This is a genomic window from Allokutzneria multivorans (genome assembly GCF_039537405.1).
Taxonomy (GTDB): domain Bacteria; phylum Actinomycetota; class Actinomycetes; order Mycobacteriales; family Pseudonocardiaceae; genus Allokutzneria; species Allokutzneria multivorans.
In genome coordinates this window covers 696,740-721,046 of sequence record NZ_BAABAL010000005.1, presented here as the reverse complement: position 1 = coordinate 721,046, position 24,307 = coordinate 696,740, and the positions used below count along the sequence as shown (strand labels likewise).

General features: G+C 70.3%; 23 protein-coding genes. 13 read left to right on the top strand and 10 right to left on the bottom strand.

Annotated elements, in window-relative coordinates:
- Nucleotides 1-87 precede the first annotated feature (87 nt).
- Nucleotides 88-522: a GtrA family protein gene (locus tag ABD798_RS07425; protein ID WP_344871983.1), complete on the top strand. Its 435-nt coding sequence runs from the start codon at nt 88-90 to the stop codon at nt 520-522.
- Nucleotides 523-669: 147 nt separating this feature from the next.
- Here the strand turns inward: ABD798_RS07425 and ABD798_RS07420 are convergent, their stop codons facing one another.
- The 5 genes from ABD798_RS07420 to wzm form a co-directional block, all read right to left on the bottom strand.
- On the bottom strand, nt 670-3,270 hold the full coding sequence (locus ABD798_RS07420) for an arabinosyltransferase domain-containing protein (RefSeq protein WP_344871981.1): 2,601 nt from the start codon (nt 3,268-3,270) through the stop codon (nt 670-672).
- 267 nt (nt 3,271-3,537) lie between these two features.
- Nucleotides 3,538-3,801 carry a hypothetical protein gene (locus ABD798_RS07415; protein WP_344871979.1) on the bottom strand — a complete coding sequence of 88 codons (264 nt, stop codon included), beginning with the start codon at nt 3,799-3,801 and terminating at the stop codon, nt 3,538-3,540.
- 86 nt (nt 3,802-3,887) lie between these two features.
- Nucleotides 3,888-4,823 carry a galactofuranosyltransferase GlfT1 gene (gene glfT1, locus ABD798_RS07410; protein WP_344871977.1) on the bottom strand — a complete coding sequence of 312 codons (936 nt, stop codon included), beginning with the start codon at nt 4,821-4,823 and terminating at the stop codon, nt 3,888-3,890.
- Nucleotides 4,820-5,611, bottom strand: coding sequence for a galactan export ABC transporter ATP-binding subunit Wzt/RfbE (gene wzt, locus ABD798_RS07405; protein WP_344871975.1), 792 nt, complete (start codon nt 5,609-5,611; stop codon nt 4,820-4,822). The genes glfT1 and wzt overlap by 4 nt, the downstream gene beginning before the upstream one ends.
- Nucleotides 5,612-5,628: 17 nt before the next feature.
- Nucleotides 5,629-6,492 (bottom strand): galactan export ABC transporter permease subunit Wzm/RfbD, encoded by an 864-nt coding sequence (wzm, locus tag ABD798_RS07400; RefSeq protein ID WP_344871973.1) that lies wholly within the window; start codon nt 6,490-6,492, stop codon nt 5,629-5,631.
- Between the two features lie 144 nt (nt 6,493-6,636).
- Between wzm and ABD798_RS07395 the strand changes: the two genes are divergently transcribed.
- From ABD798_RS07395 to ABD798_RS07380, 4 genes are read left to right on the top strand one after another with little or no spacing between them, the layout of a single operon-like run.
- A complete protein-coding gene (locus tag ABD798_RS07395) occupies nt 6,637-7,626 on the top strand; it encodes an ABC transporter substrate-binding protein (protein WP_344871971.1) in 990 nt (329 codons plus the stop codon).
- A 49-nt stretch (nt 7,627-7,675) separates the two neighbouring features.
- A complete protein-coding gene (locus ABD798_RS07390; RefSeq protein WP_344871969.1) occupies nt 7,676-8,647 on the top strand; it encodes a FecCD family ABC transporter permease in 972 nt (323 codons plus the stop codon).
- Nucleotides 8,644-9,654: a FecCD family ABC transporter permease gene (locus ABD798_RS07385; RefSeq protein ID WP_344871967.1), complete on the top strand. Its 1,011-nt coding sequence runs from the start codon at nt 8,644-8,646 to the stop codon at nt 9,652-9,654. Before ABD798_RS07390 ends, ABD798_RS07385 begins: the two co-directional genes overlap by 4 nt.
- A complete protein-coding gene (locus tag ABD798_RS07380) occupies nt 9,651-10,427 on the top strand; it encodes an ABC transporter ATP-binding protein (RefSeq protein WP_344871965.1) in 777 nt (258 codons plus the stop codon). Before ABD798_RS07385 ends, ABD798_RS07380 begins: the two co-directional genes overlap by 4 nt.
- On the opposite strand, the gene ABD798_RS07375 is transcribed toward ABD798_RS07380, so the two are convergent.
- Nucleotides 10,409-11,668, bottom strand: coding sequence for an MFS transporter (locus ABD798_RS07375; RefSeq protein ID WP_425549173.1), 1,260 nt, complete (start codon nt 11,666-11,668; stop codon nt 10,409-10,411). The two genes, ABD798_RS07380 and ABD798_RS07375, sit on opposite strands and share 19 nt — an antisense overlap.
- Before the next feature lie 117 nt (nt 11,669-11,785).
- On the opposite strand from ABD798_RS07375, the gene amiA reads away from it, so the two are divergent.
- The 5 genes from amiA to ABD798_RS07350 all read left to right on the top strand — a co-directional run bounded on the left by amiA (nt 11,786) and on the right by ABD798_RS07350 (nt 16,570).
- Nucleotides 11,786-11,890, top strand: coding sequence for a streptamidine family RiPP (amiA, locus tag ABD798_RS07370; protein WP_246842970.1), 105 nt, complete (start codon nt 11,786-11,788; stop codon nt 11,888-11,890).
- A gap of 78 nt (nt 11,891-11,968) precedes the next feature.
- Nucleotides 11,969-12,808, top strand: coding sequence for a hypothetical protein (locus tag ABD798_RS07365; RefSeq protein WP_344871957.1), 840 nt, complete (start codon nt 11,969-11,971; stop codon nt 12,806-12,808).
- Nucleotides 12,805-14,190 (top strand): CocE/NonD family hydrolase, encoded by a 1,386-nt coding sequence (locus ABD798_RS07360; RefSeq protein WP_344871955.1) that lies wholly within the window; start codon nt 12,805-12,807, stop codon nt 14,188-14,190. The genes ABD798_RS07365 and ABD798_RS07360 overlap by 4 nt, the downstream gene beginning before the upstream one ends.
- Entirely contained in the window at nt 14,187-15,530 is a 1,344-nt protein-coding gene (locus ABD798_RS07355) for a YcaO-like family protein (protein WP_344871953.1), read from the top strand. Before ABD798_RS07360 ends, ABD798_RS07355 begins: the two co-directional genes overlap by 4 nt.
- Nucleotides 15,527-16,570 carry a hypothetical protein gene (locus ABD798_RS07350; RefSeq protein ID WP_344871951.1) on the top strand — a complete coding sequence of 348 codons (1,044 nt, stop codon included), beginning with the start codon at nt 15,527-15,529 and terminating at the stop codon, nt 16,568-16,570. Before ABD798_RS07355 ends, ABD798_RS07350 begins: the two co-directional genes overlap by 4 nt.
- A gap of 36 nt (nt 16,571-16,606) precedes the next feature.
- On the opposite strand, the gene ABD798_RS07345 is transcribed toward ABD798_RS07350, so the two are convergent.
- The 3 genes from ABD798_RS07345 to ABD798_RS07335 all read right to left on the bottom strand — a co-directional run bounded on the left by ABD798_RS07345 (nt 16,607) and on the right by ABD798_RS07335 (nt 19,016).
- Nucleotides 16,607-16,951, bottom strand: a complete 345-nt coding sequence (locus ABD798_RS07345) for an RNA polymerase-binding protein RbpA (RefSeq protein WP_344871949.1) — start codon at nt 16,949-16,951, stop codon at nt 16,607-16,609.
- Nucleotides 16,952-17,098: 147 nt separating this feature from the next.
- Entirely contained in the window at nt 17,099-18,379 is a 1,281-nt protein-coding gene (locus tag ABD798_RS07340; protein ID WP_344871947.1) for a YncE family protein, read from the bottom strand.
- A gap of 79 nt (nt 18,380-18,458) precedes the next feature.
- Nucleotides 18,459-19,016, bottom strand: coding sequence for a bacterial proteasome activator family protein (locus ABD798_RS07335; RefSeq protein ID WP_344871945.1), 558 nt, complete (start codon nt 19,014-19,016; stop codon nt 18,459-18,461).
- 123 nt (nt 19,017-19,139) lie between these two features.
- Here ABD798_RS07335 and ABD798_RS07330 point away from each other — a divergent pair, with 123 nt between their 5' ends.
- Nucleotides 19,140-20,339 (top strand): cysteine desulfurase-like protein, encoded by a 1,200-nt coding sequence (locus ABD798_RS07330; protein ID WP_344871943.1) that lies wholly within the window; start codon nt 19,140-19,142, stop codon nt 20,337-20,339.
- Nucleotides 20,340-20,359: 20 nt separating this feature from the next.
- The gene (locus tag ABD798_RS07325; RefSeq protein ID WP_344871940.1) at nt 20,360-21,016 is read left to right on the top strand and encodes a class I SAM-dependent methyltransferase; all 657 of its coding nucleotides are present in this window, start codon (nt 20,360-20,362) and stop codon (nt 21,014-21,016) included.
- A gap of 499 nt (nt 21,017-21,515) precedes the next feature.
- Here ABD798_RS07325 and ABD798_RS07320 read toward each other — a convergent pair whose 3' ends face one another.
- Nucleotides 21,516-22,511 carry an NAD(P)H-quinone oxidoreductase gene (locus ABD798_RS07320; protein WP_344871938.1) on the bottom strand — a complete coding sequence of 332 codons (996 nt, stop codon included), beginning with the start codon at nt 22,509-22,511 and terminating at the stop codon, nt 21,516-21,518.
- Nucleotides 22,512-22,738: 227 nt separating this feature from the next.
- On the opposite strand from ABD798_RS07320, the gene ABD798_RS07315 reads away from it, so the two are divergent.
- A complete protein-coding gene (locus ABD798_RS07315; RefSeq protein WP_344871936.1) occupies nt 22,739-24,295 on the top strand; it encodes a M28 family metallopeptidase in 1,557 nt (518 codons plus the stop codon).
- Nucleotides 24,296-24,307 lie beyond the last annotated feature (12 nt).

The window sequence follows — 24,307 nt, the reverse complement described above, 5'->3', positions numbered from 1 at the left end:
GTAGCGTACTTACGGGGTCTCCGGCTCTCCGGTGGCACCCTGCCGACGCTGTCGGCGAAGGATCGGCGAACGAGAAGGCGGACCGCAGTGACCACCTCCGAAGCGGCCGAGCAGGCCTCGCCAGAGGCTCCCAAGCTCGGCCTTGCCGCGCAGCTCACCCGGTTCGTGCTGGTCGGTGGGTTCTCCGCGCTGGTGGACTACGGCACCTACCAGTTGATCATGGCCCTCGGCGTGTGGGTGCACCCCGCCAAGGCGCTCGGCTTCGTCTTCGGCACCACCACCGCCTACTTCCTGAACAAGAAGTTCACCTTCCAGGCGGCGCCCGCCGGCGCTGGGCGGCTCGGCGGCTTCATCCTGCTCTACGGAGTGACGTTCTTCGTCAACGTCGGCGTGAACGCACTGGCACTGGCCCTGCTGCCCGGCTCCGCCCTCAAGATCACCATCGCGTGGGTGATCGCCCAGGCCACCGCGACCGCCATCAACTTCGTCATGCTCCGCCTGGTCGTCTTCAAGCCCCAGTAACTCCCCGAACGCCCCCTTCAGGTACCTGAACGCGCTGAATGACTCATTGAGGTACTTGAGCGCCCTCAATGACTCATTCAGGCCCCTCAACTCCCCCAATGTGCCTTTCGGGTACTTCGGCAGGCGCCACTGCGGAGTGCGACGGCGTCAGCGGAGGCCGAGGGTGTCGTAGCGGTCGCCGTCGGTGTCCTTGGGCAGGCGCTTCGGGTCGATCGCCTGCTCCACGAAGCCCTCGGGCACCCCGACGTACTCCAGCCGCGCGATCGTGGGCGGGCCCTTGAGGCCGTCCTCCACGCGGTGGGTCATGGTCACGGAGTAGCGACCGGGTTCGTGCCGGTACTTCACCCGCTCAAGGCCGCCCCACGGGAAATCGGCGGAGTTGGGCGCGTCGGTGGGCACCTTGACCATCTCCGCCACCCGGCCGAGGAAGCCGTGGGTGCCGCCGATGCCCTCGTAGACCGACACCAGGCCACCCATCGTCAGCTTCTCGGCGGCGAGCACGCGGTACTCCGGCGGTGTCACCATGCCGTCCTTCACGGGAGGGATCGCGACGCAGGGGTAGCCGATTCCGACGCTCCAGTCGACGTAGGCCACCCGCCCGGCGAGGTGGTCGGTGAGCGTTCTGCCGTCCCGCAACCGCACGGAGTCGGCGAGCCCGCAGCCGTTGCGCAGCGTGCCGCTGGCCAGCGACCAGCCGGGCAGTTGCCGCAGCGGTGCGATCACGAATAGCACGAGCAGCAGCGCGACCACGAGCGCCTGGGTGCCGAGCAGCACCCGCGCCGAGCCGAGGCCGGCCCACCGCCGTCGCCGCCGCAGCAGGAACCAGCAGAGCCCGATCGCGCCCGCCCAGAGCAGCGCGTTGTTGGCCTTGACCGGCCCGATCGCGAGCATCAGCGACTCGACCAGGTCCTTCTCGTCGGGGTGCAGGGCGCGCATCGGGTCGAGGTGCCCGGTCAGCGAGAACGGCTGCCCCCATGCGCCGAAGCCGTGCCACATGTTGGGGCCGCTGAAGATCAGCATGCCGGTGAACGCGACGAACAGCCCTCCGGCGACAGCGGGAGCGGCTCTGCGCACCCGTGCCGGAAGGGGCCCGGCGAAGGTCGTCAGCGCGAGCAGCGCGATCGCGGGCGCGGCGATGCCGACGAAGTGGTGGGTCCACTTGGTCGGGATGATCGCCAGCGCCACCACGCCGAAGCCGAGCACCCCGGCTAGTCGCAGCATCACCGCGTCGACGCGCCACTTCCTGCGCCGCGCCCGCACCGCGACGAACACCAGGCAGACGATCAGCAGCAGCACCGGCGCGCGCTTGGCCCAGTTGCTGGAGCCGGTGGGCACGAGCAACGTGCCGTAGCGGACCCACTCCTCGGTCCAGCTCAGGGTGATCCAGTAGTAGTAATGGATCTTGGTGGCTTCGAGCAGGTCGGCGAGCTTGCCGTCGGCGAACAGCACGGTGAAGGCCACGGTCCCCGAGCTGAGCACGGCTGCGAACAGCGCGAGCCGCTCCCGCCCGCGAACCGAGCGCCACAGCCACGGCACCTGAAGGGCGACCGGCGCCCACGCGATCAGCCCCGCGCCCATGGTCAGCGTGGTGAGCGAGGCCAGCAGCACGGCGGGTGCCATCAACCCCGGCCACTCGCGGCGCCGCGCGTACTCGCACAGCGCCAGCGTCGCCGCGACCCCGAGGCAGGTGACCGGCTCCGGTCGCAGCGTCGGGTTGTACGGCAGCCACCACACCAGGAAGGCCAGCGCGAGCAGCCACGGCAGCGCGCGATAGGCCCGGCGCTCCCCGAGCGCGCTGTGCAGGAACCACCTCAGCGCGAACCATGTTCCGACGCCGAGCACTGCGGGGAACAGCCGCACCCACAGCATCGAGGTGCCCATCGAGGTCCATCCGGCGAGCAGGTACTGGGCGACCAAGAACGGCGTCTCGGGCGCGTTGAACGAGTGGTAGTAGTTGCCTACGTAGCCCGCTTCGCCGAGGTTCAGCGCGTGCTTGAGATACCAGCCGTCATCATCGTTCGTCGGCCCGAGCACGGTCCAGGCGAGTAGTACGGCAGGCACGAGGAAATCGACCGCCCGCCAGCGAATTCGATCTTCGGAGGCGCGTTTCGCCCGGTATCGAAGAACGGCGATCGTCACGCAGCCGACCAAGAGAAATCCATGCGCGATCAACAGCACGAATTTCGCGGTGGTCGGCGTCGACTGGAATCGCGCGTCGGTGTGGAGCACGACCCGCATGCCCTCGGACTCGGCCATCCCGGCTGCCCCGGTCTCCAGCATCGCGACCTGCGGTGGCAGCACGCCCGCGTGTCTGGCCAGCCGCATGCCGTCGCGCCAGACCTCGATCCCGGTGCCGTTCGCGACCACCCGGTAGGAGCAGTCGGTCCTGGGCAACCGTTCCTCGACGAGCGACTTTCCTGAGGCCCTGACCTGCACCATGCCGTTGACCACGCGCATGGTCAGCCCGTGGTCCTGCTGTGCGGCGTCGCGGGCGGCCGGCAGCGTGCGCAGGACCTCCCCGCCTGCGGAGTTCACCGCCGAGATGGCCGCGCAGGGCACCTCCGCGGTCAGTTCGAGCGGTCGGTAGGGCAGCAGCGGGACGACGGTGTTGCTGACCCGCTCGCCCTGTTTCGGCCAGGTGACGATCGGCTGGTCAACGGTGACGGGAGCCAGTGGGAGCGACAGCGCCATTGCTGCGGTGACTAGTGCGGAGACAAGCAGAATCCACGCGGTAAAGCGCTGTTGCATGGGGAATCCCCGATCGCGGTCGCATGTGGTCCGCAATCATGTAACCCCGAGCGGCGCAGTCTTTCCACCCGTCGTGAAGATGTCGAAATCGCAACAACCTTAATCGGTTAAGTACGAAGTCGGTGTTTAAATCCGGAATTAATGGTTACCGAGAATTTTCTGCCGCACAATGGCCAGGCCGGGTAGACCGGTCGACCGACGTCGACCGGCTGGCAGCGGTTTCGGCGAGAGGTGCCCGTCCCGGCATGTGGGCGAGATCAGGACTGGTCAGGCGAGCCCGCGCATGCGCCGGTCGGGCGCGCCGTAGACCTCGCCGACCGTGGGCAGCGCCCCGATGTGCGCGGTGACGACCTTGCCGAAGTCCACGACGACTTCGGAGCCGTCCGCGCAGCGCACCGCGCTGGTCGAGCCGGAGCGGACGAGGTCGAGAAGGGAGCCGTTCAGCTCGGTCGCGGTGTCGTCGCCGACCGCGAACAGCAACGGGCTGGGAACGCCGGACAGGTGCAGCACGAGGGTTTTCTTGTCGCTCATGCCGTCACGACACCAGTGCGGGGACGCGTGCGGCAAGATCGGTTCGCCGTCAGCGGATCAGCTGACGGCGAACCGGGACGTGCTGCTCAGCGGCGGAAGAACTTCTCCGAGCGGCCCTGGTTGACCAGTTTCGCCCATTCCACGAAGGCCTTGGGGTCCTTGCGCTGGGCGAGGAAGTACAGCCCGAAACGGGCCACCTCCAGCATCCCGAGCTTGCGCATTCCCGGCTGTGCCAACAGGTATCCGCGGTTGCGGTAGGTGTAGTAACGCTTGATCGAGTCGCCCGGGTCCTGCGCGTGGAAGCGCCCGCCGAGCATCGGCTTGAACTCGTCGGAGCCGTCCGGGTGCGCGTAGGCGACCCGCAGCGTGGTGCCGAAGCGCAGCCCGGTGCGCACGATCCTGCGGTGGATCTCCACCTCGTCGCCGCGCACGAACAGCCGGTAGTCCGGAACGCCGATGACGTCCAGGGTGGACGCCCGGAACAGCGCGCCGTTGAAGAAGGAGGCGATACCGGGCAGGAAGTCCGGGCTCTCCTCGGAGGACAGCTCCTCGCGCTGGCGCTTCCAGGTCAGGCCGCGGCGCAGCGGGAAGGCGAGCTTGTCCGGGTGGTTGATGTTGACCACCACCGGGGAGACGGCCGCGAGCTTGCGCTTGTCGGCCTCCTCCAGCAGCACCTCCAGCACGGAGTCGTCCGCTGGCCTGCCGTCGTCGTCGGCCAGCCAGACCCACTCCGCGCCCAGCGCGAGCGCGTGCAGCATGCCGAGCGCGAAACCGCCCGCGCCGCCCAGGTTGCGCTTGGACAGCAGGTAGGTGGTGTTCAGCGGGCAGTTGTCGACGACGTCCTTGACCGGCTGGTCCGGGCCGTTGTCGACGACGATCAGGTGGTCGGGCTGTCGCGTCTGCGACGCCATCACCTTCAGCGACTCCGTCAGCAGCTCTCGCCTGCGACAGGTGACGATGACGGCGACGACCGCCCCCGCCGGCAGCGCTGGCGGGTTCTCGGGGGTGGCCTGGTTGCTCATCGGCTCTCGCCGATCCTTTCCAGAACGTGCTGGGGGAGGTTCTCGAACGGGTCGCGGCCCTTGTACTCGGTGAGCACCTCGCGCAGGCCGCCCTGCATCTTGATCTGGCCGTGGTCCATCCAGATCACCGAGTTGCACAGCTCCATCAGGAACTCGTCGGAGTGGCTGGCGAAGACCAGCAGGCCCGAGCGCTTGACCAGGTCGTTGAGCCGGTCCCGCGCCTTGGCCATGAACGCCGCGTCGACGGCGCCGATGCCCTCGTCCAGCAGCAGGATCTCCGGGTCGATCGAGGTCACCACGCCGAGCGCGAGGCGCACCCGCATACCGGTGGAGTAGGTGCGCAGCGGCATCGACAGGTAGTTGCCCAGCTCGCTGAACTCGGCGATGTCGTCGACGCGCTTGAGCATCTCCCTGCGGCTCATCCCGAGGAACAGGCCGCGGATCATGATGTTCTCGTAGCCGGAGATCTCCGGGTCCATGCCGACGCCGAGGTCGAAGACCGGCGCGACCCTGCCGACGATGCGAGCGTTCCCGCGCGTCGGCTCGTAGATCCCGGAGAGCAGCCGCAGCAGCGTGGACTTGCCAGCGCCGTTGTGCCCGACCAGGCCGATCCGGTCACCGTGCTGGATGGACAGGTTGATGTCCCGCAGCGCCTGGATGACCGGCACCTTGGTGTCGGTGCCGATCTTGCCGCCCGCCTTGCCGAGCACGGCCTTCTTCAGGGAGCGGGTCTTCGCGTCGAAGATCGGGAACTCGACGGAAGCGTTCCACACGTCAATGCTGACCATTGGTTTTCGGCCCTCACTCAGACCCAGTAGGACACGCGGGCGCGGTAGTTGCGCATGAACAGCAGAGCCAGCGCCCAACCGACGACGGTGATGATCCCGGCGACCATCCAGTGGTGCCAGATGATGTCCCTGCCCAGCATGGGCTGGCGGAGCATCTCGACGAAGTGCAGGAACGGGTTGAGCTCCAGCACGTCCTTGCCGATGTTCGTGCGGTTGCTGAGGGTCGAGAGTTCCCAGACGATCGGCGTGCCGAAGAACAGCAGCTGCATGATGCTGCCGATGATCGGCGGGATGTCCCGGAAGCGCGTGGAGATCACGCCGGTCAGGAACGCCACCCAGAGGCCGTTGAGCGCCAGGATGAAGAACGCCGGGATCGCCATGAGCATGGTGAACTTCCAGTGCGCCGTCACGCCGTCCGGCGGGAAGATCGCCAGCATCGCGACCCAGACGAGCAGGTTGTGCACGAAGAACAGCACCTGCCGCCAGACCAGCCGGTAGACGTGCACCGACAGCGGCGACGGCAGGAACTTGATCAGGCCCTCGTTGGAGATGAAGACCTCGGCGCCCTCGTTCACGCAGCCCGCGATGAAGTTCCACACGATGAAACCGACCGTGACGTACGGCAGGAAGTTGTGGATCTTCGCGTCGAAGAGTTGCGAGTAGAGCAGGCCGAGGCCGGTGGCGGTGACCGCCATGCTGAGCGTGATCCAGATCGGACCGAGCACCGAGCGGCGGTAGCGCTGCTTGATGTCCTGCCAGCCCAGATGGCCCCACAGTTCCTTCTGCTGCCATCCACGACGCAGGTCGTCGAAGGCCTTGCCCCAGGTGCGGTGCGTGTGCGCAGGGGGGGCGGCGTGCTCGTCAATGGTGCTGGTGGACACGCGGACGAGCGTACCGGCGTGCCGACGGGCCCCCGGTTGGCCCTGTGGTTCGGCTGGTAATGCCTCGATAACGGCGCTCGACAGCCGCTTTTGAAAACCGTTATCGTCTTCGGTGTCCTCGTGGCCGACCCCGGAGGTGTCCCCGTGCGCAGCCCGCGCGCCCCGCTCGCGTTACTCGCCGTGCTCGCGCTCGCCGCGTGCACCTCCGCCCCCGCGCAACCCCCTGCCGCGCAAGGCGGAACCACGCAGGTCGACACCCGCGTCGAGCCCCTGTCTCCCTCGCTCGACATCACCGACCCCCGCGGCACCAGGATCACGCTGCCCGCGACCCCGTCGCGAGTGGTCTGCCTGACCGGGCTGTGCGATGACGCGCTGACCGAGCTGGGCCTCAAGCCCGCCGGGACCAGCAACGCCGCGCTGCTCGTGCACCCCGCCCTGCTCGGTCCGGAGGGGCGCTCCGTTCCCGTGGTGCCGGGCAGCTTCGGCTCCGAGGACGTCGAGGCGATCGCCGGACTGCGGCCCGACCTGGTGATCGGCCTCGCCGGAGTGCACGACCAGCTTCGCCAGGCCCTCGCCAAGTTCAACGCTCCACTGTGGACGGTCGATCCGAAGGACTGGAAGGACTCCGTCGGCTACCTGCGCGCGCTCGGCTCCCTGACCGGGCGAGCCAAGGAGGCCACCGACGCCGAGACCCGCTTCCGCTCGAAGCTCGCGACCGCCGTCAAGTCCAGCCGCGACAAGGGCAACGACAAGAAGACCGTGCTGTTGATGTACGGGAGCGCGGACTCCATCGGCGTGGACACCACCGACTCGCTCGTCGGCAAGCTCCTCGGTTCGCTCTACACCTATCCCTGGACCGCGAAGGGCACCAACGCCGAGACCGCCAGCACCTTCAGCGTCGAGGAGATCCTGGCCAAACGACCAGACACCATCTTCGTGTACTCGCTGCTCTTCGGGACCGACAAGAAGCTCTCCGAGCAGCTCGCCGCCAACCCCGTCTGGGCGCAGATCCCCGCCGTGAAGTCCGGCCGCGTCCACGAGGTCGCTCCCAAGCCGTGGGGCTCGGGCCGCGGCACCCGCTCGCTCTCCCTGGTCATCGACGAATCCCAGTCCCTCCTCTCCACCACCCCCTGACCCCCCACGCTCAAGCAACGTTGACCAGCTACGGACGGTTCGTCGTCGCATGAAGAGAAGCGTTGTGGTGGCCGCGCTCGCCCTGCTCGTGGTGTGCGTGGCCGCGCTGTGTCTCGGCACTCCGATCGTCGGCGTGAACCGGTTGCCCGCCGCCTTCGCGGGTGAGACCGACCTGGAACACGCCGTCGTGGTGCTGCTCCGAGCCCCGCGCCTGGTGCTCGGCCTGCTCGTGGGCGCGGCGCTGGCGGTGGCGGGGCTGCTCCTCCAGGAGTCCCTGCGCAATCCGCTCGCGGTGCCGGAGCTCCTCGGAGTCTCCAGCGGCGCGGCGGTCCTGGTCGGCGTCTGCGTGGTGTGGGCGCTGCCGATCCCCGGGGCCCCGCTGGTGCCCGCGCTGATCGGAGCGGTGGTCGGCGGCCTCATCACGCTCCTCGCCGCGAGGCGCGCGGTCGGCCCGGCAGCGGTGCTGCTCGTCGGAGCGGCGGTGAACGCGGCGATGCAGGCGTTGCTGCTCACGGCGGTGTCGCTCTCCGACTCGCGCGAGCAGGGCGTGCTGTTCCGCTACCTCCTCGGCTCGCTCACGGGCACCACGTGGGAGTCGGTCGCGCTGTCCGCGCCGGGCCTGATCGCCTTGCTGCCCTTGGCTTTGCTCTGCGTGCCGCTGCTCGGAGTTCTCCGGCTCGGCGACGAGACCGCCTCAGCTCTCGGAGTCCGGGCCGACCGCGCGCGGTTGATCGTGCTCGTGGTCGCGAGCGCCTTGGTGGCCATCGCGGTGGCACCGTCCGGGCCGATCGCCTGGGTCGGTTTCCTGGGCCCGCACCTCGCCCGCAGGCTCCGCCCGAACGCAGATCCGCGCGTGTGGATGGCGTGGTCCGCGCTGTTCGGAGCGCTGTTGGTGGTGGTCGCGGACCTCGCGGCGCGCACAGTGCTCTACCCCGTTGAGCTCCCGGTCGGCGGCCTCACCGCGCTCGTCGCGATCGTGCTGGCGGCGTTGCTGATCCGTCGACGAGGAGAGGTGGCATGAGGTTCACCCTGATCGTCCTGCCAGTGCTGATGGTGCTGGCGGCCTGCGCGGCGCTGCTCGTCGGCTCGACGGTCTCCCCGGCGGACACGCTCACGGCGATCTTCGGCGGAGGCGATGAGCTGACGCGCGGAGTGCTACTCGAACTCCGAGTGCCGCGCGTGCTCGTGGGCCTCGGCGTTGGCGCGGCGCTCGGCCTCGCGGGAACGATCCTGCAAGCGGTGCTGCGCAATCCGCTGGCCTCCCCGGAGGTGACCGGCGTCGGTTCGGGCGCGGTCCTGGGCGCGGTGGCGGGCACGGTGTTCCTGGGCATCGCCGACCAGCCCGAAGCTCTGACCATCGCGGCAGTGCTCGGCGGAGTCCTTGGAGGAGCATCGTTGTGGCTGATCGCGGCGAAGTCCGATCCGCTGCGGCTCGCGGTGCTCGGAGTGCTCGTGTCGGCGGTCCTCGCGGGAGCGTCGCTGGTCCTGCTCACAGCTCGGCCCCAGCTCGCCGGAGCCGCCGCGCGCTGGCTCGTCGGCTCGTTGTCCGGTCGCACCTGGGAGCACTGGAACGGCTTGTGGCCCTGGCTGCTCGTCGTGGTGCTGGCCGCCGTGGTGCTGGCCCCAGCGCTCGATCTCCTTGCCGTGGACGACGACCACGCCCGCACGGTCGGCCTCGCGGTGGTGCCGTGGCGCCTCACTGCCCTCGGAGCGGCAGTGCTGGCGACGGCGGCGGCGGTCGCGGCGGCGGGCACGGTGTCCTTCGTCGGCCTGCTCGCGCCGCACGCAGTTCGCAGAGTCCTTGGCGCAGAACACCGTTGGCTGCTCCCGGCGTCCGCGCTCGCCGGAGCGGCCTGTGTCGCCGGAGCCGATTTCGCAGCTCAAGCGCTCACCGCGCTCGTGCCGTCGTCCGGCTCGCAGCGCATCGGCATCCCGACCGGCGCCGTGACCGCGCTCCTCGGAGCGGTCGTCCTCGTCGTGGTGGCCCGGCGCGCGTCCAGAGCACAGGTAGAAGGGGGTTCACGGTGATCACCGTCTCCGGTGTGACCGTCAAGTTCGGCCAGCGCACGGTCTTGTCCACAGTGGACTCGACGGTGGGCGAGGGGGAGTGGGTCGCGCTCGTCGGCCGCAACGGCTGCGGCAAGAGCACACTGCTGCGCGTGGTGGCGGGACTGCACAAGCCCGACAGCGGGGCGATCCACATCGCCAATAAAGCCCTGGAGACCTTGTCGCGCAGGGAGATCGCGCGCCGAGTCGCGACGCTGCCGCAGGCAATGCCAGCCGTACCAGGCATGACAGTCCGCCAGCTCGTCCGCCAAGGCCGCTACGCCGTGCGTGGACCGCTGGGAATGCTCAGGACCGGCGACGACGATCAAGTCCGATCAGCCTTGGCCGCAACGGGCGTGGAGTCCTACGCGGACACCGCGGTCGACCACCTCTCCGGCGGCGAGCGGCAACGCGTCCGCCTCGCGCTGGCGCTCGCCCAGGACGCGCCGGTGCTGCTGCTCGACGAGCCCACGACCTACCTCGACGTCCGTCACCAGCTCGAAGTGCTGGAACTGATCGCCGGTCTTCAGCGCGAGCGCGGCCTCACGGTGGTGAGCGTGCTGCACGACCTCCAGCAGGCGGCGCGCTACGCGGACCGGATCGTGGCTCTGCACAAGGGAATCGTGCACACCGACGCTCCGGCGGGGGAGGCCGTGGACGCCGGTCTGCTGGCCGAGGTGTTCGGCGTTCAGGGGCGCGTTTGGCACGACACCACCACAGGCCGTCCCGCCTGCGCCTACGACGCGGTGCTCTGAAGCTGCCGTTCAGCCTCGGTTCGCAGTGGCGAGCACCACGCCGCGATCACGCCGACCGCGAGCACGCCCACGGCGGAAGCCAGGCCGATGCGCGGGTCGGTCCACACCGCGACGGCTCCCGCCAGCGCGGCGCCGATCGGGTGCCCGACACCCCACGCCAGCATGCGTGCGGTGGTGTTCACGCGGCCCTGCAACTCGTCCGGAGTGACCTGCTGCCGATAAGTGATCCCGTTGATCACAACAGTGGTGAAAGCCGTGCTCCACAACGTGATTGCGGCGATGGCGAGCAACCAGTGCGAGGTGGCGATCACCAGCACGCCCGCGCCGAGCGACGTCGGCAGCGCCAGCAGGGCGAGTCGCGCGGCGCCGAACTTCTTGGTCAGCCGTGGCACCAGCCGCGAGGCGATGAGCCCGCCGACCGCCCAGCAGCTCAGCAGCACGGCGAGCCGCGCATCGCCGGAAGGAGCGATGCCGAGCACGCGGTCCGCCCACGGCAGCTGCATAGCGATCCACGCGCCGCCGAGCGCCGAGTGCGTCGCCCCGACCAGCGTCAGCGTGCGCACGATCTTGTTCTGCCACAAGAAGTTCAGACCGCCGCGCACGTCGAGGAGGATCTCACCGGCCGAGCGCGGACGTGATCTGTCCGAAGTGGACAGAGGGTGCGCGATGGCCTTGATCAGCAACGCTGAGGCCGCGTAGGTCAACGCGTCGAGCGCGATCAGCGGCGCGGGCGTCATCATCGTGACGGCCAGCGCGGCCAGCGGCGGCACGGCGATCTCGACGACCGTGGTCGTGCCGAAGACAGCCGAGAACGCGGCAGTGGTGCGCTCGCGGCCCACAAGCGCTGGCAGAGCACCGAAATTCGCCGCGTCGAAGAGCACGAACATCGTTTGCGTCAGGAACGCGACCACGAGCACATGCGGTGCCGTGAGCGTTCCCGTCGCCCACGCGATCGGCACGCTCGCCAGCAGTCCGGCGCTGACGAGGTCCGCCGCCACCATGAGCTTGCGGCGGTTCACCCGGTCGGCGAACGCGCCCGCGAAGAGCCCGAAGAGCAAGTACGGCAAAGCCTCCGTCGCGGCCACCGCCGACGTCCACGCGGCCGACCCGGTGAGTTGGTAGGTCAGCACCGGGAGCGCGACGACGCTCACCAGGGTCCCGCCCACGGAGATCGCCCTGGCCAGCAGGTATCGCCGGAAATCAGGGTCGCTGCGCAGGGCTTCGGTGCTCACCCTGGACATGCTAACCGACAACGATTGTCACAGTCGTCACCCGTTCAGCCCTATTGGGAATGATTATCGTTTGTGGTACTTCTGGAAACCGATGTCAGACGAGACAGGGGGGAGGTGAACTGCGAGATGGAGAAGATCTTCGTGCGCGTCGAGTCCGAGCGCGAGCTGCCGCACAACTCGGCCAGCCACAGCAACGCCCTGGTGGAGAACCCGTTCGACGACCAGGACTGAGTCACCAGGTGGCCGCCGCTCCCGCTCAGGGGGCGGCGGCCACCGCTGTGTCAGCCACCTGTTCTGGAAGGAGTCCCAGTGGGCGAGCGCCTCATCCCCGGAGCTGTCCTCTTCGACGTGCCCGGCCGCGGCCCCGCGCTGCGCTGCCCGGACGGCGAGATCGTCGGCGTCGCCCTGCCCGAGGACGCGGCGGCGGCCGTGCGCGGCGCGCTGGCTGTGGACAACTCGGCCGACGCGCCCGCTGAGCTGGGCGCCTTCCGCGAAGCGGGCTTCCTCGGCGGTCGCGCACAGTGGCCTGTGGATAACTCGATCGTGGCCCTCATCGGCTCGTCCGTGCTGGTCGAAGGCCTCAAGGTGGCCCTGAGCAGGGCAGGTGCACAACCCTGCGTCCTCGGACCACTCACTGAGCGAGGTGATCTGTGGACAACTGCCCCTCAGTTGTCCACAGAGTTGTCCACAGGTGGGTTCTCGGCTGTGTGCACAGTCTCCGACGGGCCCGCGCCCTCGTGGTGGGACAGCCTCGATGACCTGCCCGAACGCGGGATCGCGTGGCAGCGCGTGAGCCGCGAGGGACGCCATGCGCTGATCGAGCCGATCGCCGCCGAGCCTGGGGATATCCGGCACTCCGACGTCCGCAAGCGCCGCCTCGCCGCAGCCGGGTCCGGCCACGAGCACCTGAGTGCCTTCTGGGCCGCCGAAGCTCCGGTCACCGGCGAAGACGCCATGGACGACGTGGACGTGGCGGCCGTCGCATCGCTGGCCGCGCTCGATCTCCGCGCATGGGCGCTCGGTGCGACGGAGCGCGATGGCTCGTTCACGTCGTCGCTGCCTGCCCGCCGACGGCTCCGCGTGCTCGACCTGGACACCGCCGCGATCACCGATCACCCGGTGCTCCGCGTCCCAGAGGCCGCGTCGTGACCCCTGTGGAAGAGCACGTCATCCCACGGGGCGGCGCACGTCTGGCAGCCACCGTGGTCAGGTCCGCCGAGCGCGGCCCCGCAGTGCTGATCCGAACGCCCTACGGCCGCCACAACCACCTCGCGGAGGCCCATGGCTGGGCGAAGCGCGGCTTCACCTGTGTCGTGGTCGACGTGCGCGGGCGCTACGGCTCCACCGGCGACTTCGAGCCCTACGCCAACGAGCGCGCGGACGGCGCCACAGTGTTGAAGTGGTTGCACGACAACGATTTCTCCGACGGCCGAGTCTTCGCGGTCGGCGCCTCCTACGCCGCGTACTGCGCCGTCGTGACCGCACTGGAAGGCGACCTGGCCGGAGTGATCGCCGCAGTTCCCGCGCTCGGCCTGGGCGAAACCGCGCGCGAACCGGGCGGTGCCGCACGCCTGGCCTGCCGCCTCGGTTGGTGGGCCGAGCACGGCGGCGCTCCGACCGCCCGCGCCACTCCGCTCCCGTACTCCCTCGAAGCCCTGCCGATCCGCGAGGCCTTCACCACGCCCGCCTGGCAGACCCTCTGGGACGCGCCACCACTCAGCGACCTGTGGACCGAGCTGTCCACAGTGGACACTCCGCTGCTCGCCGTCGGTGGTCTGCGCGACCCCTTCCTCCGCCACACCCTCCGCCTCGCCGACACCTGGCGCGGTCCCACCACCCTCGTCATCGGCGACTGGGCGCACGACCTCGACACGCGAAGCACGCTGGCAGGCAAGCGAATCGGCTCCCTCTACACCTCCTGGGCCACCGCCCCGCCTTCGCGGCACTCCGCCATCGCCGTCTCGTCCCGTTTCGTGCTCAAAGCAGTGAGGCGAGCACCTCCGACTCCTGTTATGAGTACGAAACGGGAGTTCCAGGCTGAGCCGACGCGTCCGTTCCCGTCGCGTGACGTTGGCGTTGACCTGCGGTGCGACGCCGAACGGGAGGATCGGGCGCTCGCGGTCGTTGAGGTTGAAGCAGGGGTGCTGGCGGGCCTGGTCGACGTGGAGATCGAGGCGGTGGCCGACGCGCCGGACGCCGACTGGGTGTTCCGCCTCGCGGTGGAGATGCCCGACGGATCGTGGCCGCAGCTCGGGAACGCGGTGGTGCGGCACAAACACACACCGGGCGAGCCCACGACGGTTCGAGCCGAGATCGGGCCGGTCGGCGCGGAGGTGCCACCGAACTCGCGGCTGCGCCTGGAGATCGCCGGGCACCACTGGCCGCGCCACGCCCGCAACCCGCACACCGGGGTCGACGCGGTCGACGCGACGGAACTGCTGCCGAGCCGGCGCGAGGTCCTGAACTGCTCGCTCGCTCTGCCGTGGTCAGACGGGGAACCGGTTGAAGTGATCAAGGAGGTCGGCAGGTGACACTGCCCGTTGACGCGCTGATCGATCCGCTGACCGGAGTCATCCGGCGGTTGGTCGACGTCGAGCACGTTCCAGGTGCTCCCCACCGCTACCGAGGGGTGACCGCCGAGGTCGCGGACGCGCGGCGGCTCGGGGCGTGGCCCGCCGACCGGGTCAGCCTCGGCACCACGTTCGGCGACGTCGACGGCGCGCGCATCGCCGCGATCGGCGAAGCCGTCGAGCGCTACTGCGGCAACCGCGTGCCCAACGGCCTGCGCCGGGCGACAGCGGCCGAGCTGCAAGCCGAGGGCGCAAGCCTGTTCGGCCCCGATGACCTGCCGTTCTTCGCGCCGTGGCAACAGGTTCCGTATCGGCCCTTCGACGCCGACCTCGCCCAGCTGTGGGTGGAGGGCGAGGAGGACGGCCAACCGTGCTGGCTGCCCGCGTCGTGGGTCTACCTGAACTTCTTCTCCGGTCAGCGCCGCCGTGAGCCGCGCACGCACCACCTCAACTACGCGGGCATCGCCACCGGCGCCGACGGCGACGACGCGTTCCGGCGCGGGTTGCTCGAACTGCTGGAGCGCGACGCGCTGGAGCTGTGGTGGCACCTCGGCGGCCCGACCCGGGGCATCGACCTGGACTCAGTGCCCGGCCTCGCCGGTGAGCTGGCTGGATCACGCCTGCGGATCCACCTCGTCGAGCTGCCGACCGAACACCCCGTCGCCTGCGTCGCGGCGGTCGCGATCGACGAGACGACCGGCATCGTCGCAGGTGGCGGCGCCGCGCGTTTCGATCCGGCCGAAGCCTGCGTGAAGGCCGTGCTGGAGGCCGTGCACACGTGGGTGTTCACGCTCGGCCTGCTCGAACCGGACGGTTGGGTCTTCGCGGCGATCAAGGCGGGCGTGCTCGCCGAAGGGCTCTACCTGCCGCACCGCGAGGACCGCGCGTACTCCGACGACACCGGTGTCCACTTCGGACGAGTCCGGGATCTCGGTGCGCAACCCCAGGTCTGGCTGGACAAGCGCGTCCAGGACCGGCTCCTGCCGAGGTTCACCGAGCCCAGCGAGCTGATCGGCGTCGAGGACCTGCCGCGCGGTGATCTCCACTCGCTCCAGGCAAGTCTGCGGGCGAGCGGCTGCCGGGTGGCCAGTGTCGATCTTACGACCTCCGATGTGGCCGAGACCCCGCTGCGCGTGCGCCGCGTCTGCGCGACCGGCTTGGTGCCCAACGCACCTGGCGCGTTCCGCTACCTCGGCCTGCCCCGATGGCGCCAGGTGATCGCCGAGCGGGGGTGGGCGCCCGGAGCGGACCCGCTCTCCGGCCCGGAAGGCCTGGTGCTCGACCCGCCGCCGTTCCTGTGAGCGCCGTTCTCGCAGCTCTGAACGCCGCGTGGTCCGGCGCCGACCCCGGCCCCACCGTGCCCGAGCTGCGCCCGCCCGCACGCCGGACTTGGACGGGCGAGCCGGTTCCGCTACCGCGCTGGCCTGACGACGGCATCGGCGGACTGCTCGATCTCGCGCTCGCGGCCGACCCAGACCGCAAGCTCGGCGGAGTCCGGCTGCGCCGCGTGCCCTCGGCCGGTGGGCGCTACCCGGTCGAAGCGCACGTGGTCATCGATGACGTCGCGTGGACCTACGACCCGTTCGCCCACGCCTTGGCCGAGCCCCGTGAAGGCGCGGGCAACGGCGTGGTCCTCTCGCTCGTGCCGTCGCGTACGACCTGGCGTTATGGCCCGCGCTCGCTGCCGGTCCTGCTGCTGGACCTCGGCCACGCGCTCGCGGGGTTCGGCGAGGCGGAGGTGGTCGTCGGCGGTGTCGCGCCCGCCTCGCGCTCGGAGTTCCCGCTGGCGATGATCGGATCGGTCCACATCGGACAGATGCCGGAACTGCCAGCGCCCGAGCTGTCCCTTGTGAACTCCGCGCTGGCTGAGCTGGCCGCTCTCGCACCGATCCCGCTGCCGAAGAGCGAGCCGGTGGACGTGAACGAGGTCCTCGCCAGGCACAGCGCGCCCTGGCCGGTGTCGGGCCGCGTGCCCCAAGACGTCGCGGAGGAGGTGCTGGCAGCGGCCGACGGCGTCGAGGCCGTGCTGATCGAGCCCGCTGACCACCCCGAGCTGGCCGCCGCGCTCGCCGCGCGGTCGTGCGGTCAGCCAGAGGTGGCGGACAGCGGCGCGCTGCTGCTCGTGCTGGGCGAGGTCGAGCCGACCCCGGAGCAGGCGCTGCGCACGCACGTGCTGGCCGGGATGGCGGTGCACCGGGCCTGGCTGCGCGCCACCGCGCACGGTCTCCGGTGCCGACCGCTGGGGTGCTGGATCGACGTTGTTCTTGATCTTGGGCACCGGCGCAGGCTCGTGCACGCGCTCGCCCTCGGTGCGCCCGATTTAGGTCAATCGATTGCATGAATAGGCGCCCGAAATGGGCGGTAGTGCGTTTTTCGGCTAGGTCACTTCGCTGTCGAGTTCACGCCGCTGGCGCAGCAGCGCCAACCGCTCGTCGAGCAGCTCTTCGAGATCGCTGATCGTCCGCCGCTCGCGCAGCATGTCCCACGGGGTGCGGCCGGGCTTCGCCTGCTGCTCGGCGGGCTTGCCGTCCACGATCACCGCCGTGACCCCGTGCTTTCGGCAGATCCAGGTGTCCTGCGGTTCGGCGTCGACGGCGAAGATGACGCCGAACTCGTGGCCGCGAGGGCAGGCGAACCGGGTCACCTGGCGCGGGGCCAGATCCTTGTCGGTGTCGGCCTCGTAGCTCACGCCGCCGATTCTGCTGCCACGGAGCGCATTCACAGGGGGCTCCTCCGAAATTGGGAGTCAGGGACTGCAACTGTGCCCCCCAGTGTGCAACCCACGGCGATTTTGCGCTTCTCCGGCACATTCCCGGTCGGGTGGAAAAGGCGCGCGTCCCACGGACGGCGGAACGCGCGCCCGCCCGCGCTAGCGACCGACGGTGTCCGCGTGCGACACCCCCGGCTCCCAGATGGCGATCGCGCCGCCCCGGTCGAGTGCCGTCGGCACTGCCAGTGACCTGGTGACGCGTCCGGCCGCGGTGTCCACCACGTCCACCCGCCCCTGGCCACCGGCGGTCAGGTAGGCCGTCGCGCCCCGGTCGTCGAGGGCGATCTTCCTCGTCTGGGCGGTGAAGGGATCTTTTCCGGCCTGGGGGCCGCCCGGCAGGACACCTAGATCGACTCGACGCGTCAGCCCGCCGAAGCCGCCGTTGCGCGCGTTGACGTCGACCAGGGCCAGCTCGTCGCGCGCCGCGCCGTGCACCACGTACCCGGCCAGCTCGTCGGAGAGCCCGAAGCGGAACACGTAGCCGCTGCCCAAGGACGTGCGCGTCGTCTTCCCGCTGCGCACGTCGAGCAGGTACGCGTGCTCCGTCCACTTCGTCCAGTCGGGGTCGGCGTTGTCGCGCACGTAGGTCACGGCGGTGTCCGCGTCGTCGTGCAGGCGGAGGTAGAAGCCGCGTCCGGGGCCGCCCCACGCCGCGACGCGCTGATCGCCGAAGCCGCCCTGGCGGGTCACCTCGGTGAGGTCCACGCCGCGCTCGGTCGCGGTGATCGCGCGCCGGTGCTTCGGGGAGAACGCCTCGCCGTGCCCGTGCTCACCGATCGCCTGCTTGGCGGCAGCCGTCAAGTGCTCGCCGTTCGCCTTGACGACGTCAGTCAGGCGGTAGCTCTCCAGCTGCGCGGGTGCGTCGTTGCGGTGCAGGACCGTGCCACCGTCGACCAGCACGCCCGGCTCTCCACTGTGGACGACGCCGTGCCCGGACTTGAAGGTCGTCAGGTCGACCGCCGTGAGCGTGGCGTGCCCTGCGTGCTCTTCACGGGCGGTCTCGTGCTCGTGGCCCTCGCTGCCCGCCACGACGGCGAAGCGCGCCGTGGCGTCCACGGCGAAGTGCGAGACCTCGCCCTCGACGGGGGCGGTGCCGACGATGCGGGGCTCGGCACCCGCGACGTTGACCACGACGAGCTGCTTGGCCGCGTCGTCCACGAAGAGCACGCGTCCGTCGGCGAGGACGACGGTTCCCGCGTGGTCGTTGAGCTTGCGACCGGGCAGCGAACCGGTGATCCGCCCGGTGCGGGCGTCGAGCACGTGAACGGTGCTCGCGGCGGGGTCGGCGACGAGCAGCCGGGCCGGGCCCGGGGCCGCCTGCGCGGGGCTGGCGAGCGCGACCGCGCTCAGTAAGGCGGTCGCGAGGGGAAGGGAACGCATGGCTATCGCCTCTCTGGAAGGAATCCAGAGAGAACGATAACCATTTTCAACTAGGTTGTGGCTCCGCCGAACGGAGCAGTCAGAGGTACTGGCCGGTCCCGCTGATCTTCGGTCCGCCCTGCTCGTCCCCGCCGCCGAGGCCGGGCGGCAGCGCGCCCCTGCGCATCTGCTCCAGCTGCACCCGCGCGGCCATCTGCTGGGCGAACAGCGCGGTCTGGATGCCGTGGAAGAGCCCCTCCAGCCAGCCGACCAGCTGGGCCTGGGCGATCCGCAGCTCGGCGTCCGAGGGCGTCGAGCCCTCCTCGAACGGCAGGGTCAGCCGCTCCAGCTCCTCGCGCAGCTCGGGGGCGAGCCCCTGCTCCAGCTCCTTGATGGAGGAGCGGTGGATCTCCTTGAGCCTGCTGCGGCTGGCGTCGTCGAGGGGAGCGGCCCGCACCTCCTCCAGCAGCTGTTTGATCATGGTGCCGATCCGCATCACCTTGGCTGGCTGTTCGACGAGGTCGGTCACCTCGTGCGAGCCGTCGGCATCCTCGCCGTTCTGGCCGAAACCTCCGGTCGGCAGCGCGCCCATCGGGGTGCCGTCCGGTCCGATGACCACGACCCGCTGCTCGCCGTCGTTGTCGCTGGGCTGAGTCATGCCACCATCCTGGCCCGAGCGGCCACCGCGATGCGACCCGGCCGTGGTAACCGTCCGACTCTGCTGCGTGACGTCGCCTACCCGCCGACCACGGGACTGGACATCCTCCGTACGGTGTGTCGCATGGCGTTCGACGTCGCTCAAGTCCGTGGGCTCTTTCCCGCACTGGGCGACGGTTGGGTGCACCTGGACACACCGGCCGGTATGCAAGTCCCCGAAGGGGTGGCGACGGCGGTGTCGACGGCGTTGCGCGCCCCCGTCTCCGGTCCCGGCGGGATCTTCCCTGCCTCCCAACGGGCGGAGGCGATCGTCGAAGCCGCTCGCCGCGCCTTCGCCGACCTGGTCGGAGCCGATCCAGCCGGGGTCGTGCTCGGCCCGAGCTCGGCGGTGCTGCTGGAGCGCCTCGCCGACGCGGTCGGCCAGGGCTGGCTGCTCGGCGACGAGGTCGTCGTCTCCCGGCTCGACCACCCCGGCAACGTCCTGCCGTGGCAGCGCGCCGCCCAGCGCTCGGGCTGCACGGTCCGCTGGGGCGAGGTCGACATCGAGACCTGCGAGCTGCCCGCGTGGCAGTACGGCGACCTGGTCAGCTCCCGCACCAAGGTCGTGGCGATCACCGCCGCCTCCGGTGCCGTCGGCACTCGCCCGGACGTGCGCAAGATCTCCGACTACGCGCGTGCGGCGGGCGCGCTCGTGGTGGTCGACGCCTCCGCCGCCGCCCCGTTCCTCCCGCTCGACATGACCGCGATGGGCGCCGACATCGTGGCCGTCTCCGCGTCCGCGTGGGGCGGCCCGCCCGTCGGAGCGCTGGTGTTCCGCGACGCGAGCCTGCTCGACCGGCTGGCCTCGTGCTCGCTGGACCCGGGCGCGCGCGGCCCCGAGCGCCTTGAGCTCGGCCCGCACGCCTATCCGCTGCTCGCCGGCGTCGTGGCCTCCGTGGACTACCTCGCGACCCTGGACGACGCCGCGATCGGGCCGCGCCGCGAACGGCTGCTGACCTCGCTCGGCTCCGTCAAGGCCTACCAGGCGGGCCTGATGGCCAGTCTCATCAACGAACTGCGCGCGCTGCGCCACGTGATGGTCATAGGCGATGCCATGCGCCGCATCCCCTCCGTGGCGTTCACCATCGCCGGAACCAAGGCGTGGGCCGCCGTCGAGCACCTCGCCGAACGCGGCATCTGCGCCTTCTCCGACAACGGCCAGAACGGCGTCTTCGCCGCGCTCGGCGTCGGAGAGGTCGGCGGCGCCGTCCGCGTCGGCCTCGCGCACTACACGAACACCGTCGAGGTCGACCAGCTCGTGCGCGCCATCGCCGAGCTGCGCTGACCCAGGAGCTGGAGGCCGGGTTGGACGAGTCGCTGCGCCGCGCGATGGCGGACCTCAACGCGTGGATGCGCCTGGGTCCGCTGCTCACGGAGTACCTGCCGTTCTCCGCGACCGCGACGCTGCGCCCCACCGGCCTGACCGCGCTGCTCGACGAGGTCCTGCTCGGCGGGCGCACCGTGCTCGTCGAGTGCGGCACCGGCCCGTCGACCATCGTGCTCGCGAGGCTGCTGGCGCGGCGCGGGTACGGGCGCCTGCTGTCCATCGACAACGACGAGCGCTGGACCACCTACGCCGAGACGCAGCTGCGCCGCGAGGGCCTGCACGGCGTCGCCAAGGTCGTGCACGCCCCGCTCGCCAAGAACGCCAACGGCATGCGGTGGTACTCCACCGAGATCGTTTCCCCTGCCGTCGCCGCCTACGTCGACCAGTACGGCCTGGTGGACATGCTGATCGTGGACGGCCCGCCGAGCACCGACCCCGGCCAGTCGATGATCCGCTACCCCGCGCTGCCCACCCTGCGCTGGGCCATGGCGCCCGGCGCCACCCTCGTGCTCGACGACGTCGACCGCCCCGGCGAGCTGACCGTGGCCGCCCGCTGGCAGGACGAGTACGACCTCCTCACCCGCTCCGACCCCTCCGGCACCCGCCTCGCCATCTCCACCCTCGCCCCCTCCTGACCCCGGCCTCCGCGATGGCGGACGCGCTGAACGACCCGTTCAGTGCGTTGAGCGCGCCGAACGACCCGTTCAGTGCGTTGGGAGCCCTGAACGGGTCGTTTAGTGCGCTGACGGCTCTGAACGGGTCGTTTGGTGCGTGCCGAAGTACCTGAATGACTCATTCAGTGCGTTGGGCGTCCTGAATGAGTCATTCAGGACGCTCAAGTACCTCAATGACTCATTCAGCGCGTTCAGGTACCTGTGGGGGCGTTGTGGAGGGCGCGTGCGGGGGAGTTGTCCACAACGGGGGTGGTTGTCCACAGGTTGGGGACAGGTGCTTTCGCGCTGGCCACGTTGTCCTGAACACTGGAAACAGGGGGACCCCCTGGGCGGGGACCCTCACGTCGTGCCGGGGTTGTCCACAGAGTGCGCGGGGCTGTGGGTGGGCGCTGTGGAGAACTCCGTTTCGTACCCGTAGCGGGGGCGGGTGGGCACCGCTACGGGTACGAAACGGCGGGGCTCAGGATGAGCGGACCACGAGGATGATCTTGCCGATGACGCCGCCCGCTTCGAGGATGCGGTGGGCGTCGCCCGCGGACTTGACGGGCAGCGTGGTGTGCACGACGGGCTTCACGGTGCCGTTGGCGATCAGCGGCCACAGGTGCTTGCGGACCTGCGCGACGATCTCGCCCTTGCCGTTGCGGCCCTCGACGGGGCGGCTGCGCAGCGCGGTCGCGGACACGGTGGCGCGCTTGGTCAGCAGCGAACCGAGGTTGAGCTCGGACTTCACCCCGCCCTGGAGGCCGATCACGACCAGGCGGCCGTCCTGCGCGAGCACCTCGACGTTGCGCTCGAAGTACGCGGCGCCCATGTTGTCGAGCACCACGTCCGCGCCGCGCTCGCCGGTCGCCTTGCGCACGACCTCGACGAAGTCCTCGGTGCGGTAGTTCACGGCGATCTCCGCACCGAGCTCGCGGCAGCGCTCAAGGCCGGTGTCGGTGCCCGCGGTGACGGCGACCTTGGCGCCGAGCGCGCGGCCGACCTGCACGGCGAACGTGCCGATGCCTCCGGCGCCGCCGTGCACCAGCAGGGTCTCGCCCTCGGTCAGGCCGGCGTTCATCACGAGGTTCGACCAGACGGTGCAGGCCACCTCGGGCAGGCCCGCCGCGGTCACCAGGTCAACGCCCTGCGGCACCGGGAGCAGCTGCGCGGCGGGCACCACAACCCGTTCGGCGTAACCGCCGCCCGCGAGCAGCGCGCACACCTGGTTGCCGGGCTTCCAGCCGCTCACCTCGGGGCCGACGGCCAGGACCGTGCCGGAGCACTCCAGGCCGAGCACCTTCGAAGCCCCGGGCGGCGGAGGGTAGAAACCCTTGCGCTGCAACAGGTCTGCGCGGTTCACCGCTGTCGCGGTGACCTCGATGAGCACCTCGCCCTTTCCCGGCTTCGGGTCGGGCAAGGGCGCCCACCTGAGCACCTCGGGACCACCTGGTTCACGGATCACGATCGCCTGCATGGTGCCGACGCTATCGGCAAACGGCCGACACCCGGGCCCGGCGCCGCGACGATCACCCGACCCGAGTCGGGATGGGACGGTTACCCGAACGAGACGAACCCCTTGCGCGAGGTCGGCCGCGCCGATACCGCCGCCTGGCCTAGTCCGGACGGCCGGATAACCCCTTGAACAGCAAGGACGTGCCGACAAGGGTGTCGCCATTGGGCGGAACTAATTCAGGAGCACGCATGCGTTCACCCCGTACGGCTCTCCGAACATCCCTGCTCGCGACCGCGGTGTGCGCGGGGCTGGCGATCAGCTCCGCGTCGGCGGGCGCGATCCCCGGCCCCTCGGCGCCCGGCGGTGAGATCGACGGCCCCGCGCTCGCCAAGCAGCTCGACCGCAAGGTCACCGTCGAGAACGTGCACCGGCACCTGCGAGCCCTCCAGCGCATCGCCGACGCCAACGGCGGCTCCCGCGCCGCCGGCACCAAGGGCTACGACGCCAGCATCGACTACGTGGCCGGAAAGCTGCGCGCGTCGGGCTTCGACGTCGCCACACCGACCTTCACCTACGACCACGAGATCATCGACGCGGGCACGGTGGACGCGGGCGGCGTGAAGGCCGCGGCGGACCCGCTGGAGTTCTCGCCGAACACCGCGGTCGGCGGCGTCTCCGGCCCGCTGGTGGTCGTGCCGGAGGACGGCAGCCCCGGCTGCGAGACCAGCGACTTCGCCGGGCTCCCGGTCAGCCGCGCGGTCGTTCTGATCCGCAGGGGCGCGTGCTCCTTCGCGCAGAAGCAGCTGAACGCGGCCGGACTCGGCGCCAAGGCCGTGATCATCTCCGACAACAGCGACACCGGGCCCGAGGGCTGGACGCTCGGCGACGCGGCCAGCGCGAAGGTCCCGACCGGCGGCGTGACCAAGGCCGAGGGCACCGCGCTCGCGGCCAAGGCGGGCGCTGCCACCGCGGTGGACCTGCGCGTGCACATCGAGGCCCGGCCCAGCCGCAACATCATCGCCCAGACCCGCACCGGTCGCGTCGACAACGTCGTGATGGCGGGTTCGCACCTGGACAGCGTCGACGGCGGCGCGGGCATCAACGACAACGGCTCGGGCTCGGCTGCGCTGCTGGAGACCGCTTTGCAGCTCGGCGGCACCGCCAAAGTCAAGAACGCGGTCCGCTTCGCCTGGTGGGGCGCTGAGGAGCTGGGCCTTGTCGGCTCGACCAAGTACGTCCAGGGCCTGACCTTCGAGCAGCAGCTGGACATCGCGCTCTACCTGAACTTCGACATGGTCGGCTCGCCGAACGCGGCGTACTTCGTCTACGACGGCGACGACTCGGACAAGACGGGCGCGGGCGCCGGCCCGTACGGCTCGGCGCAGATCGAGAAGACCTTCGTCGACTACTTCGCCAAGCGCGGCGTTCCCAGTGAGGGCACGGACTTCTCCGGTCGCTCCGACTACGGCGAGTTCATCAAGGTCGGCATCCCGGCCGGTGGCCTGTTCACCGGCGCCGAGGGGATCATGACCGCCGCGCAGGCCGAGAAGTGGGGCGGTCAGGCGGGTGTCGCCTACGACAAGTGCTACCACCAGGCGTGCGACAACCTCGGCAACATCAACCAGGCCGCGCTGAACCGGAACTCCGGTGCCATCGCCTGGTCGGTCGGGGCGTACGCGACCAGCACCGAGGACGTCAACGGCGTTCCCTCACGCGCTGCCCGCAAGAACGCCAGGCTCGCCGCGCTGCGCTCGGCCCCCGGCCTGAAGCTGGCCAAGCACACGCACGACCACATCACCGCCTGATCAGCTCGCCAC

What these genes read in the sequence shown, in the direction of transcription:
- ABD798_RS07420 (WP_344871981.1), bottom strand. Translation starts at nt 3,270, where the DNA reads ATGCAACAGCGCTTTACCGCGTGGATTCTGCTTGTCTCCGCACTAGTC.
- ABD798_RS07415 (WP_344871979.1), bottom strand. Translation starts at nt 3,801, where the DNA reads ATGAGCGACAAGAAAACCCTCGTGCTGCACCTGTCCGGCGTTCCCAGC.
- glfT1 (WP_344871977.1), bottom strand. Translation starts at nt 4,823, where the DNA reads ATGAGCAACCAGGCCACCCCCGAGAACCCGCCAGCGCTGCCGGCGGGG.
- wzt (WP_344871975.1), bottom strand. Translation starts at nt 5,611, where the DNA reads ATGGTCAGCATTGACGTGTGGAACGCTTCCGTCGAGTTCCCGATCTTC.
- ABD798_RS07390 (WP_344871969.1), top strand. Translation starts at nt 7,676, where the DNA reads ATGAAGAGAAGCGTTGTGGTGGCCGCGCTCGCCCTGCTCGTGGTGTGC.
- ABD798_RS07385 (WP_344871967.1), top strand. Translation starts at nt 8,644, where the DNA reads ATGAGGTTCACCCTGATCGTCCTGCCAGTGCTGATGGTGCTGGCGGCC.
- ABD798_RS07375 (WP_425549173.1), bottom strand. Translation starts at nt 11,668, where the DNA reads ATGTCCAGGGTGAGCACCGAAGCCCTGCGCAGCGACCCTGATTTCCGG.
- amiA (WP_246842970.1), top strand. Translation starts at nt 11,786, where the DNA reads ATGGAGAAGATCTTCGTGCGCGTCGAGTCCGAGCGCGAGCTGCCGCAC.
- ABD798_RS07340 (WP_344871947.1), bottom strand. Translation starts at nt 18,379, where the DNA reads ATGCGTTCCCTTCCCCTCGCGACCGCCTTACTGAGCGCGGTCGCGCTC.
- ABD798_RS07335 (WP_344871945.1), bottom strand. Translation starts at nt 19,016, where the DNA reads ATGACTCAGCCCAGCGACAACGACGGCGAGCAGCGGGTCGTGGTCATC.
- ABD798_RS07330 (WP_344871943.1), top strand. Translation starts at nt 19,140, where the DNA reads ATGGCGTTCGACGTCGCTCAAGTCCGTGGGCTCTTTCCCGCACTGGGC.
- ABD798_RS07320 (WP_344871938.1), bottom strand. Translation starts at nt 22,511, where the DNA reads ATGCAGGCGATCGTGATCCGTGAACCAGGTGGTCCCGAGGTGCTCAGG.
- ABD798_RS07315 (WP_344871936.1), top strand. Translation starts at nt 22,739, where the DNA reads ATGCGTTCACCCCGTACGGCTCTCCGAACATCCCTGCTCGCGACCGCG.